The organism is Gordonia sp. p3-SID1431 (assembly GCF_025143765.1).
Lineage (GTDB): Bacteria > Actinomycetota > Actinomycetes > Mycobacteriales > Mycobacteriaceae > Gordonia > Gordonia hongkongensis.
In genome coordinates this window covers 69,896-81,640 of record NZ_JAMBDT010000008.1, presented here as the reverse complement: position 1 = coordinate 81,640, position 11,745 = coordinate 69,896, and the positions used below count along the sequence as shown (strand labels likewise).

Here is an 11,745-nt window from a genome sequence, read left to right as displayed (position 1 = left end):
GAACCGGTCCAGGTTCATCACCTTGTCCCAGGCCGCGACGAAGTCGTTCACGAACTTCTCCACCGCGTCGTCGGCCGCGTAGACCTCGGCCAGTGCGCGCAGCTGTGAGTTCGACGTGAACGCCAGATCGGCGCGAGTGCCGGTCCAGGTCTGCTCGCCGGTGGCGCGATCGCGCCCGACGTACAGGTTCTCGTCTTCCGACGCCGACCAGGCCGTCGACATGTCCAGCAGATTCACGAAGAAGTCGTTCGTGAGGACGCCGGGACGGTCGGTCAGGACGCCGGCCGCCGAGCCGCCGAAGTTGTTGCCCAGCACCCGGAGGCCACCCACCAGCACCGTCATCTCGGGGGCGCTGAGGGTCAACAGCGATGCCTTGTCGACGAGGGTGAACTCGGCCGGAAGGCCACTGGTCTTGCCGACGTAGTTGCGGAACCCGTCGGCGGTGGGCTCGAGATGTGCCATCGAATCGGCGTCCGTCTCGTCCTGGGAGGCGTCGGTACGTCCAGGGGTGAACGGTACCGTGATCTCGACTCCGGCATCCCGCGCCGCCTTCTCGACTGCTGCCGTGCCGCCGAGGACCACGAGGTCGGCGAAGGAGACCTTCGCGCCGGCCTCGCCGGTGAACGCACCCTGGATGCCTTCGAGGGTGCGGATCACGGTGGCCAACTCGTCGGGCTCGTTGACCTCCCAGGATGCCTGCGGCTGCAGGCGGATCCGGCCGCCATTGGCGCCGCCGCGCTTGTCGCTGCCACGGAAGTTCGACGCCGCCGCCCACGCGGTCTTCACGAGTTGCGCCACAGTCAGTCCCGAGTCGAGGAGCGTCGCCTTCAAGGCTGCCACGTCGGCATCGGTGACGAGTGGGCCCTCGTGCGCCGGGACATTGTCCTGCCACAGGTACGTCTCGGTCGGAACAAGCGGACCCCGATACCGGACGGCGGGTCCCATGTCGCGGTGCAGGAGCTTGAACCAGGCCTTGGCGAACTCGTGCGCCAGTTCCTCGGGGTGATCGAGCCACCGCCGGGTGATCTTCTCGAAACCGGGGTCGTAGCGCATCGCGAGGTCGGTGGTCAGCATCGACGGGTGGGTCTTCTCGTCGCCGAATGCCGTGGGGACGGTACCGGTCCCGGCGCCGTCCTTCGGACGCCACTGGTTGGCTCCGGCCGGACTCTTGTAGAGCTCCCACTCGTAGCCGTAGAGAGTCTCGAGGAAAGCGTTGTCCCAGCGGGTCGGGGTCGGATTCCAGATCACCTCGAGGCCGCTGGTGATCGTGTCCGCGCCCTTGCCGGAGCCGTGCGAGCTGGTCCAGCCGAGACCGGCGTCCTCGACGGCGGCGGCCTCGGGCGCGGGACCCACCAGGCCGGCGTCACCGGCGCCGTGGGTCTTGCCGAAGGTGTGGCCCCCGACGATCAGAGCCGCGGTCTCGACGTCGTTCATCGCCATCCGCGCGAACGTCTCGCGGATGTCGACCGCGGACGCGAGGATGTCCGGATTGCCGTTCGGTCCTTCCGGATTCACATAGATGAGCCCCATTTGCACTGCCGCAAGCGGTGTCTCGAGTTCGCGGTCGCCCGAGTACCGCTGATCGGCCAGCCACTCGAGTTCGGGGCCCCAGTACACCTCGTCGGGCTCCCACTCGTCCACGCGCCCGAAGGCGAAGCCGGCGGTGGTGAACCCCATCGACTCCAGGGCAACGTTCCCGGCGAAGACCAGGAGGTCGGCCCAGGACAATGCCGTGCCGTACTTCTTCTTGATCGGCCACAGGAGGCGGCGCGCCTTGTCCAGGTTGGCGTTGTCCGGCCAGCTGTTGAGCGGGGCGAATCGCTGCATCCCGGCTCCGGCACCACCGCGTCCGTCCTGCACCCGGTAGGTACCCGCGGCATGCCAGGACATGCGGACGAACAGGCCTCCGTAATGGCCGAAGTCGGCGGGCCACCAGTCCTGCGAATCGGTCATCAGGGCGGTCAGGTCGGCGCGTAACGCCTCGACGTCGAGATCCGCGAGGGCCGAGTCGTAGTCGAAGTCGGCGTCCATCGGATTCGCGACGTCCGGATTGTGCTGAAGCACCTTGAGATTCAGCTGGTTCGGCCACCAGTCGCGGTTGCCGCCGCCCTGGGTGGGCGGCGTGAGCCGACCGTGCGCGACCGGGCAACCGCCCGCGGCGGGCTCGGTGTTCGCCTCGGCAATGGGGGGATGCTCCTTCGCGTCGCGGACGGGCTCGTGGTCTTGCTGCGCCATGCGGGGTTTCCTTTCGGGCACGGTGAGAACTGCGATCGCCGGGTCGGTGATCGCAGGGGAGGGAGGCGTCGTGGTCGGGGGTCTATCGGTCGGGGCCGGCGCCCGGAGCCTGTCGGTTGGGTTCGGGGATGCAGTCGGGGCAATGACCCCAATAGATGACCTCGGCTTCGTCGATGACGAAACCCCGGTCGTCGGACGGGGTCAGGCACGGGGCCTCGCCGACTGCGCAGTCGACGTCCCCGATGGATCCGCATGTACGGCATATCACGTGGTGATGGTTGTCCCCGACGCGTGACTCATATCGAGACACGTGGCCGGACGGCTGGATGCGTCGCACGAGGCCGGCCGAAGTCAGTACGCCCAGAACGTCGTACACGGTTTGTTGCGAGACCGCCGGCAGCCGATCGCGAGCGGTTCGGAGGACCTCGTCGGTGTCCGCATGAGGATGTGCTCGGACGGCTTGCATGACCGCGATGCGCGGACGGGTCACCCGCAGTCCGGCGGCGCGCAGGTGCCGGGCGCAGTCCTCGTCGGTGAGCATGGTGACCATCGTGCAGTTTTATCTGGAATGATTCAAGTTAAGAAGCCGAAGTGAGGTGGCCGTCACGGGCGCCGTCGTAGTATCTGCTCATGCGGACAGCGACGCCGACCACCGCTCGGGCGGCCCTATGACCCCGTACGACGAGATCGTCGACGAGCTGTACGGTCTGGCGCCGGCGGCGTTCGTGACACGCCGGAACGAACTCGCTCGGGAGATCAAAGCGAACGGCGACCGTGACCTGGCGGGGCGGATCGCGAAGTTGCGGCGGCCCACGCAAGCTGCGTGGGCCATCAATCAGTGGGTTCGCGCGCACCCGGACGACAGCGCCCTCATCGCTGGGTTGGCGTCGGATTTGACTGCGGCCCAGCGCCGCTCGGCTGTCGACAAGATGAAGACGTTGTCGCGACGCCGTCAGGATCTGATCAACGATTCGGTGACCGCGGTCGCCGCCACGGCCGCAGATATGCGAGTGACGCTGGGAGACAGTACCATTCGCGAGGTCACGCAGACATTGCGAGCCGCGGTGGCCGACCCGGAAGTGCTCGAGCAGGTGTTGCGGGGAAACCTCACCGCATCCGCCGAATACAGCGGCTTCGGGCCCGCCGGCGTGTTCGTCGTCCCGGAGCCGTTGCAGGAACCAGTCGCGGACGAGTCCGAGGCAAGCGGCGCGGACGCAGACGGTGCCGACGAAGAGGGTGCCGACGGGGATGACGCCGACGACTCGGACCACACAGCGTCTGACGAAGCGGAGCGTCGTCGACGAGACCTCGAAGCCCGACTGGCCGAGGCCGAGACAGGGGAGCGAACGGCCCGATCCGACCTCGACGCCGCCTCCCGAACTGTGGACGGGGCTTCGTCGGAGGTCGACGAGATCGTCGGGCGGGCTCAGGAGTTGCGGGCCGAGCTGGCTCGTTGCGAAGAATCGCTGCGGTTCGCGCGGCAACGAGTCTCGACTGCGGAACAGGGCCGGGCCGAGGCGCGGATCGCGCTCCGTGAAGCCGTCGCGGCCACCAATGAGATCCGCTCGGCGCTCGCCGAGCTGTGAGCCGACGAAGGGGTCGAACCCGAAGTCTCCACCATGGTTGCCCGTCGCCCACGGTCAGCGTGTCAAGTGAAAACGCAGCAGCTCGGTGGTGCCGTTCAGCGCGCGGCCCCAATAGCCGCCCCGGCCGTCGGCTCGGAGCTCGTCACGCACGAATCCCACGGCGGTTCCCGAGTAGTCGACGACGATGACCGGTGCACCGTCCTGCACGGAACGCCCGGGGTACACCGCGCCGGGGAAGGCCCACCCGATCGCGGTGTTGTTGACGACTCGGGAACCAGTGAAGTTCTTGCCGAACCACACCGTGTCGGCGATCGGGGCGTTGGTGACGTCGCCGTGGTAATACCCGGACGGCATCGGCGGTGCGGCCTGGGCGGTCCCGGGTGCGGCCAGTGTCACGGCGCCCGCGAGGGCGACCGCGGCTGCCGCGACGGCTCCCCGGCGGAGGTGGGAGGTGGGTGAGGTGTCCATCTACCCATTGAACGCCTCCGCCGGCTCGCCGGCTCGTGGTTCGTCGGCGCCGTCCTCGCGGCACCGAGGATCGGTGGCCGACGAGGATCAGTGGCCGACGAGTCGGAGTGAGTCGTCGCGGCGGAGCACGAAGAAGTACGGCTTCGGCGAACCCTTCAGGTCCATGGCACCCAGGACGGCATCATCGGAGATCCGGTGGAAGACGTCGTTGATCGGCAGCTGGTCGTACGACATGGTCGCGGTGTCCGTGCCGCGGTACCGAGTGGTGCGCAGCCGGGCCCGTGCTCGTCGGGTCTGACTGAGAAGGCGGGTCGCGGCGATCGGCGTCCCCAACGACAACGACTTGACCCCGGGTGCCTTCTCGGCGATCCCCAAACCGCCGAAAGCGATCGCCGGGTTCATGGCCCACAGCGCCGAACCGTCGCGGGTCGGGAAGAGCAGGGGGTGGACGGTCTCGGCGTCGACGAATTGCTTGCCCCACCAGCCGCTGGCCGCGAGGAAGCCGTCCAACGGGTGGTCGGTGGGCAGCTCGGCGCCACGCCAGGTGCCGATCATGAAGTCCGGTTCGACCGCGGGGGCGGAGTCGAACAGGTCGAGGGCCTCGGCGGTCGTCGTCGGCGTGGTGGTCAGGATCTCGCGCACATGCATGTCGACGATCGTACGTGTAAAGACACAAGATCTTAAGAATGTCGCAACGGATCGCGGAGCCACGCCCCGGGGTGTGCGGCCCGTCCGGAATAGCCTGCACGCACGCCGGGTTGCCGCAGGCATGAACCAACCCGCGTATGACCCTCGTGATCTTCTCGCCGAAGGCGGAGTCGGCGTCCTCGCCACGATCAAGTCCTCGGGACTACCACAGCTGTCCCCGGTGACCCCCTTCTACGACCGCGACGCCGGGACCATCTACGTCTCGATGACCGACGGCCGGGCCAAGACCGCCAACCTCCGACGCGATCCGCGCGCCGCGTTGGAGATCACCGGGCCCGATCGCTACACGTGGGCGACCGCCGAGGGCACTGTGACGTTGATCGGCCCGGGCACCGAACCGGACGGGCCCGAGGTCGAGGCGCTCGTCGACTACTACCGCAAGGCGGCAGGCGAACACCCGGACTGGGACGATTACCGCAGGGTCATGGTCGCCGATCGCCGCGTCCTGATGGTCATGTCCGTGGACCGGGTGTACGGCGAACGTCTGCGCTGATTTTCACGATCGAGGACCCGGGTTGTCCTCGTCGTGTCGCACAGTGGACGCATGACAACCGACTTTCAACTGACCTTCGACTGTGGTGACCCGGCTGCGCTGTCCGCATTCTGGGCCGAGGTGCTCGGTTACCGGCTCCAGGAACCGCCTACCGGATTCGACAGCTGGGAGGCGGCGCTCGACGCATTCGGGGTGCCTCCGGAGCGTCGGAACGACGCCTCGGCCGTGATCGACCCGGAGGAGCGCAGGCCACGGTTGTTCTTCCAACGCGTACCCGAGGGCAAGACGGCGAAGAACCGGGTGCACCTCGACGTCCGTGCTGCCCCTGGTCTGAGTGGCGACGACCGGATGCGCGCCCTCGAGGCCGAAGCCGACCGGCTCGTCGGACTCGGTGCGACCCGGGGCGAACGACACGACCCCGCACCTCCGCTCGGCGAGGGGCACATCGTGATGCGCGACCCCGAGGGCAACGAGTTCTGTCTGGACTAGGGATTTCGTAGCAACAATGCGCGCTATGTGCGCTCTGTTGCCACGAATTCCGATGTCAGACAGATATTTCCGGCTCTACCCAGGGTCCCGTCCAGGTCGGGCTGCTCGAAAGTGACCTCGGCGAAGCGTCCCTGAACCGAGAGCGTCGCGATGGTGTTGCCGAACAGCGGGCCCAGGGTGTTTCGCCAGGCGACGGGCAGTTCGGGCGAGCCACCACGACGCGCCCAGCGCCGGACGACCGCGGCGAGCCGATTCGACCACCCCAGCCGGAAAACCGCCTTGATGTACGGCGGGATCGCGTTGTGCACCGGCGAACACACGAGCTGGTGGACGTCGGCGCTCGTCGTGTCCGGGAAAACCGCACGCGCGGCATAGCTGTGGTGGACGTCGCCGGACAGCACGCTGACCGTCGCGGGCCCGGGGTCGCGCGCCGCAACCTGTCGGATCATCTCGCTGAGCCGGACGAAGGAATCGAAGAAGGCCGGCCAGTGCTCGAGGTCGGCCCCCTGCCGGATCTTCTCGGCCAGCTGTCCACGACGGCCCGGCCGCCGGGCGCCGATCTCGTTCACAGTCTCCGCATCACCGATGACCGGCGGGAGCAACCACGGCAGTGATGAACCCAGGACCAGGTGGTCGAGTCGCTCGATGTCGTCGTCGACCTGGCTCTCAACCCAATCGAATTCGTTGTCGCTCAGCATCTTTCGCGTTCCGTCGGACAGGATGCGACCGTTGCGGGAGTCGATCATGACCAGCCTGGTGTTGCCCAGGTTCCACCGGAAACTGAACCGGACACCCTTGGTTCCGTCGGTTTCCCGGTCGGCACGATCCGCGACCTCGATCAGGTGGGGCCAGCAGTCACCGTCGATCTCGCGGACGCGGCGGTAGTCCTCGGACTCGGCGAGTTCGGCGGGGGAGAGGTTGCCGAGGTGCTGATACACCCAGTACGACGCGAGGCCGGCGCGGATCCGGTCCTGCCACCACGGCTTCTCACTCATCTGCCGACGCCAGGTGTCCGAGGTGTTCCAGTCATCACGGATGTCGTGATCGTCGAAGATCATGGCCGTCGGCACCGTAGAGAGGATCCATCGGATCTCGGGGTCTCCCCAGGTGTGCCGATACAGTCCCTCGTACTCCTCGAAGTCGACGACCTCGTCGGACGGTCCGGCGGTCGAGGCCCGGCTCGACTCCAGCGACTCCTTCACCTGCGGGGTCAGCTCGTCCGCGTACACCTGGTCGCCGAGCAGAATGAGGGTGTCCGGCCACTCCTCCACCGGGAGGTGGCGCATTCGGACCGCGTAGCAGTCCAATGCGTCGAGTCCGAGCTTCTCGTCGAGCTTGGGGTCCTCGGCCCGCGGATACCGGCAGGACCCGAAGACGAACCGGTGCCGGTCCGCGGTGTCCGGTCCCCGGGTCCGGATCACGCTGGGCGGGAACTCGGTGTCCGGGAGGGGCCACTCGAGGGCGCCGTTGACGCGGACCTGATACTCGGAGACCGTGTCGGGCACCAGGCCGCTGACCTCGACCAGCGCGTAGTGGTGACCGGACACCTCGAACGTCCGGGTCGCACAGCCGAGGACTTCGACCTCGCCGGGTTCGTCGGTCTGCACCCAGATCAGCGCGGAGGTTTCGTCGACGTGCCGGAGGATCGGACCCAGAACCAAAGCCATTCGATCAGAGTAGGCCGTGGCGCAGCGTCGCGCGGCCACGTCGATCGTGAGCGATGAGTTCGCCGGGTCGTGCCGGTCTGCACTCCTGTCGCCCTCACCATAGCGGTGACGTCTCGCGCCGGGACACCGGTGCACCGGAGTATCGATGGAGGAGCAACCAATGGTGATCGTTGCCGGCAGTCTGCGAGTGGACCCGGACCAGCGCGCGGCGTACATCGCCGGCTGCGACGAGGTGGTCGGTGCCGCCCGTCGGGCACCGGGGTGTCTCGATTTCGCAATCTCCGCGGACTCGATGGACCCCGGCCGGATCAACATCTTCGAGCGCTGGGACTCGCAGTCGGCGGTCGAGGCTTTCCGTGGCGACGGGGTCGGCGAGGACCAGTCACGGGCGATCCGGTCGGCGTTCGTTGCCGAGTACGACGTCGCCGACGTGCGGATACTGGCGGGCCCTCCGGATTGATGAGCACACAACCCGCGGCGACATCGAGCGTCGTAGGCTGTGTGCGCACTTCCAGAGGGGATCATGACCGGAATGTCCGACATCCAACAGACTCTCGCCGACGTCCTCGGCGAGCTCCGCAGTCTCGACGACCCGCGGATCCGAGCGGTCAACGAGAAACACGGCGACGACCACGGGGTCAATCTCACGAAGCTCAGGGCGATCGCGAAACGACTGCGAACGCAGCCCGAACTTTCCGCAGAGCTGTGGGCGACGGGCGACACCGCGCCGCGTCTGCTCGCACTGTTGATCTGTCGCCCGCGGGCGTTCGACCCCGCGCAGCTCGACACGATGATCCGCGAGGTCGACCGGCCGAAGGTCCACGATTGGCTCGTCAACTACGTCGTCAAGAAGAGTCCGCATGCCGAGGAGTTGCGGAGGTCGTGGATGGCCGACGCCGAGCCCGGTGTCGCCGCGGCGGGATGGGCCCTGACCGCTGATCGAGTGGTCAAGAAGCCCGGTGACCTCGACACGGCCGGGTTGCTCGACACCATCGAGTCCGACATGGGGAACGCACCGCCACGCCTGCAGTGGGCGATGAACACATGCCTGGCGACCATCGGCATCGAGAATCCCGACTTCCGTTCCCGTGCAATCGACATCGGTCAGCGGTTGCGAGTGCTGGAGGATTACCCGACCTCCCCGGGCTGTACTTCGCCGTATGCGCCGGTCTGGATCGCCGAGATGGTACGGCGTCGATCGTCGTGACCTGAGCGGCAGCTCGTTGCCCCGTCGCTCAGGCGTCGGATCCCGACACTCCCGGGGATCCTCTGCTGCTCAGTCATTGTGGCGGCTGTGGGAAACCGGCATGACGACCGTGGTGAGGTCGCCGCCGTCTGCGGACCGAATCGTCATCGGGAGGTCCCGATTGCGGACGTCGATCATCATCTCGGCCCCGATCGACACATGGACCGCGGGGTAGAGCGTCGAGACCTCGAACCACAGTGCGATCGGGGGGCCGCAGGTCTCGGCTGGCACGACGGCGAGTTGTGCCGACGAGGCGTCGCTCAGTGTGAGCGCCGCCGACGTGAAGTCCAGGTGCACCCGGTCGGTTGCACAGCGCTCCAACGATTGCAACACAGCGGTTTTCGCGACACTCGCACGCATGGTCACCGTGGGCAGGGCTTCGATCATCACCTGGTGCGCGGGAAACGGCCCGTCGAGTAGGCGGCACCATAGATCGTCCCGACCGTCGAGCCGGAATCGAACTGCGCCGGCCACGGCGTCGATGACGACGACGCCGCCCCGTGCCAGGTCGGACAGACCATCACGGAGGTCGGCCGCACACAGCGTTCTCGACTCCGCGGCGATCGACATCTTGATCGTCCTGGCCTCGCGCCGAATCCGATCGGCATCGGCTGCGACGGTCCGCACGTGCTCGTCGATCAGTCCGCCGGCGGTACCCGGCTCGGCGGCGAGGACCGTGCGGATGTCGGCGAGCGACATCCCGATCTCGCGGAGTCGCCGGAGTGCGATCGCGTGCCGCTCCTGCGACGCGCTGTACTGGCGATATCCGGTCGACGCGTCGACGGCGGCCGGGGTGGGCAACCCCGAGTCGTCGTAGAACCGCAGCGCGGACGCGGTCAAACCGGTGCGTTGCGCGAACGCGCCGATCGGGACGAGTTCGCTGACTTCGGGAACGGAGGGCATATCGCAGATCATCCGGCTTCGACCAACCTGAAGGTCAAGAGGAAGCGAGTCGGCGTCCGAATCGGGTCAGATGAGACCGAGTGCGAGCATCGCGTCGGCCACGCGAGTGAACGCCGCGATATTGGCACCGGTCGCGTAGTTGCCCGGCGCCCCGTATTCGTCTGCCGTGTGCAGGCAGTGGTCATGGATGGCCGTCATGATCTCCGACAATCGGTCCTCGGTGTGCGCGAACGTCCACGAATCCCGAGAAGCGTTCTGCTGCATCTCGAGTGCGCTCGTGGCGACGCCGCCCGCGTTCGCGGCCTTGCCCGGGGCGAAGCCGACGCCGGCGTCGGCGAAGATGCGCACCGCCTCGGGGGTGCTGGGCATGTTCGCGCCCTCGGCGACGATGCGACATCCGTTCTTCGCCAGTTGAGTGGCGTCGACCCCGTTCAGTTCGTTCTGCGTCGCGCAGGGGATGGCGATGTCGGTGGGCACACTCCACATCGATCCGGTGTCGACGTGACGGGCGGACCCGCGGCGGGCGTCGGCGTAATCCGAGATACGGCCGCGCCGAACGCTTTTGATCTCCTTGAGCAGTTCGAGGTCGATACCGGCATCATCGACGACGTAGCCCCCGGAGTCCGAGCACGCGATCACGCGACCGCCGAGTTGTTGCACCTTCTCGATGGCGTAGATCGCCACATTGCCCGAGCCCGAGACCACCACGGTCTTGCCGTCGAGGTCGTCGCCGGCCGCGGCGAGCATCTCGCGGACGAAGAACACCACGCCGTACCCGGTCGCCTCGGTGCGGACCTGCGACCCACCCCAGGCGAGTCCCTTGCCGGTGAGCACGCCGGACTCGTAACGGTTGGTGATGCGCTTGTACTGGCCGAAGAGATAACCGATCTCCCGACCGCCGACGCCGGTGTCACCCGCGGGCACATCGGTGTACTCGCCGATGTGACGGTAGAGCTCGGTCATGAACGACTGGCAGAACCGCATGATCTCCGCGTCGGAGCGTCCCTTGGGATCGAAGTCGGCGCCGCCTTTTCCGCCGCCGATCGGGAGCCCGGTCAGTGCGTTCTTGAAGATCTGCTCGAACCCGAGGAACTTGACGACGCCCAGGTAGACGCTCGGGTGGAATCGAAGGCCGCCCTTGTAGGGACCGAGTGCGGAATTGAACTCGACCCGGAACCCGCGGTTGATCTGCACCTGTCCCTGGTCGTCGACCCACGGCACTCGGAAGATGATCTGGCGCTCGGGCTCCGTCAGTCTCTTGATGATCCCGGCGTCCGCGTAGTGGGGATGTTTCGCCAAGACCGGACCCAGACTGTCGAAGACCTCCCGGACGGCCTGGTGGAACTCGGCCTCCCCAGGGTTCCGCGCAACAACCTGCGCGTACAGATCGCTGATCTTCTCGTCGAGCACGATGGCGACCACTTCCTTCTCCGTAGGTGTGGGACGGCGACGTGCCCAGGTGAGCACGCCGCCACCCGCACCCTATCGAGTGACAGGAATTCGACCGCAGACCGGTCCGTCGGACGACGACCGCGGTGTGTCCGCGGTGAGGTGGTCGGACCCGCTCACCTGCGGAGCAGTCCGGTCGGGCACCGCGATGCGCGGATCACGCGCGGGCCAGAACAGGTCGTCGCACCTGGAGCGACGGATGTCGGGTCACGATCTCATGCCTGGACGTCGGATCGGCACCAGTGGTGAGCGTCAGGATCCAAGGCACCGACTCGGTGTCGTCGGACACCCACGGATCCAGTTCGAGGTGGGCCAGGATGTCGCGTGACAGGCTCTCGAGTCTCGCGACGGTCAGTCGTCCGGACGAGTCCGCGAAACCGAAGCACACATCCCGCCCCTCGGGTATTCCGAACACGTCCACGTCGTTCTCGCGGTGCCATTGCCGTCGGAGGAGCAACGACTCCGACTCCTCGACGACAACCGAACACCTGGCGGGGTGGG

The 11,745-nt window shown here is 67.2% G+C and carries 13 protein-coding genes; 5 read left to right on the top strand and 8 right to left on the bottom strand.

Annotated elements, in window-relative coordinates; translation table 11 throughout:
- Positions 1-2,235: catalase/peroxidase HPI (gene katG, locus M4D77_RS04130; RefSeq protein WP_259935597.1), on the bottom strand; the 2,235-nt coding region annotated here is incomplete at its 3' end.
- A gap of 82 nt (positions 2,236-2,317) precedes the next feature.
- The gene (locus M4D77_RS04125) at positions 2,318-2,776 is read right to left on the bottom strand and encodes a Fur family transcriptional regulator (RefSeq protein ID WP_259935600.1); all 459 of its coding nucleotides are present in this window, start codon (positions 2,774-2,776) and stop codon (positions 2,318-2,320) included.
- A gap of 127 nt (positions 2,777-2,903) precedes the next feature.
- Between M4D77_RS04125 and M4D77_RS04120 the strand changes: the two genes are divergently transcribed.
- Positions 2,904-3,821 carry a hypothetical protein gene (locus M4D77_RS04120; protein ID WP_259935596.1) on the top strand — a complete coding sequence of 306 codons (918 nt, stop codon included), beginning with the start codon at positions 2,904-2,906 and terminating at the stop codon, positions 3,819-3,821.
- A 54-nt stretch (positions 3,822-3,875) separates the two neighbouring features.
- On the opposite strand, the gene M4D77_RS04115 is transcribed toward M4D77_RS04120, so the two are convergent.
- Positions 3,876-4,289, bottom strand: coding sequence for a hypothetical protein (locus M4D77_RS04115; RefSeq protein WP_259935595.1), 414 nt, complete (start codon positions 4,287-4,289; stop codon positions 3,876-3,878).
- An 87-nt stretch (positions 4,290-4,376) separates the two neighbouring features.
- Entirely contained in the window at positions 4,377-4,937 is a 561-nt protein-coding gene (locus M4D77_RS04110; protein ID WP_137810585.1) for a GXWXG domain-containing protein, read from the bottom strand.
- 121 nt (positions 4,938-5,058) lie between these two features.
- On the opposite strand from M4D77_RS04110, the gene M4D77_RS04105 reads away from it, so the two are divergent.
- Positions 5,059-5,490, top strand: a complete 432-nt coding sequence (locus M4D77_RS04105; protein ID WP_259935594.1) for a PPOX class F420-dependent oxidoreductase — start codon at positions 5,059-5,061, stop codon at positions 5,488-5,490.
- A gap of 51 nt (positions 5,491-5,541) precedes the next feature.
- Entirely contained in the window at positions 5,542-5,979 is a 438-nt protein-coding gene (locus tag M4D77_RS04100) for a VOC family protein (protein WP_259935593.1), read from the top strand.
- Between the two features lie 23 nt (positions 5,980-6,002).
- Here the strand turns inward: M4D77_RS04100 and M4D77_RS04095 are convergent, their stop codons facing one another.
- Positions 6,003-7,646, bottom strand: a complete 1,644-nt coding sequence (locus M4D77_RS04095; RefSeq protein ID WP_259935592.1) for an alkaline phosphatase D family protein — start codon at positions 7,644-7,646, stop codon at positions 6,003-6,005.
- Positions 7,647-7,806: 160 nt separating this feature from the next.
- On the opposite strand from M4D77_RS04095, the gene M4D77_RS04090 reads away from it, so the two are divergent.
- Both M4D77_RS04090 and M4D77_RS04085 read left to right on the top strand, forming a co-directional pair.
- Positions 7,807-8,106 (top strand): putative quinol monooxygenase, encoded by a 300-nt coding sequence (locus tag M4D77_RS04090; protein ID WP_058253492.1) that lies wholly within the window; start codon positions 7,807-7,809, stop codon positions 8,104-8,106.
- Positions 8,107-8,169: 63 nt separating this feature from the next.
- Positions 8,170-8,853: a DNA alkylation repair protein gene (locus M4D77_RS04085; protein ID WP_058253491.1), complete on the top strand. Its 684-nt coding sequence runs from the start codon at positions 8,170-8,172 to the stop codon at positions 8,851-8,853.
- A gap of 69 nt (positions 8,854-8,922) precedes the next feature.
- Here the strand turns inward: M4D77_RS04085 and M4D77_RS04080 are convergent, their stop codons facing one another.
- From M4D77_RS04080 to M4D77_RS04070, 3 genes are all read right to left on the bottom strand, one after another.
- The gene (locus M4D77_RS04080) at positions 8,923-9,795 is read right to left on the bottom strand and encodes a MerR family transcriptional regulator (RefSeq protein WP_259935591.1); all 873 of its coding nucleotides are present in this window, start codon (positions 9,793-9,795) and stop codon (positions 8,923-8,925) included.
- Between the two features lie 66 nt (positions 9,796-9,861).
- Entirely contained in the window at positions 9,862-11,217 is a 1,356-nt protein-coding gene (gene gdhA, locus M4D77_RS04075; protein WP_259935599.1) for an NADP-specific glutamate dehydrogenase, read from the bottom strand.
- 184 nt (positions 11,218-11,401) lie between these two features.
- Positions 11,402-11,659: a hypothetical protein gene (locus M4D77_RS04070; RefSeq protein WP_259935590.1), complete on the bottom strand. Its 258-nt coding sequence runs from the start codon at positions 11,657-11,659 to the stop codon at positions 11,402-11,404.
- Positions 11,660-11,745: the final 86 nt, after the last annotated feature.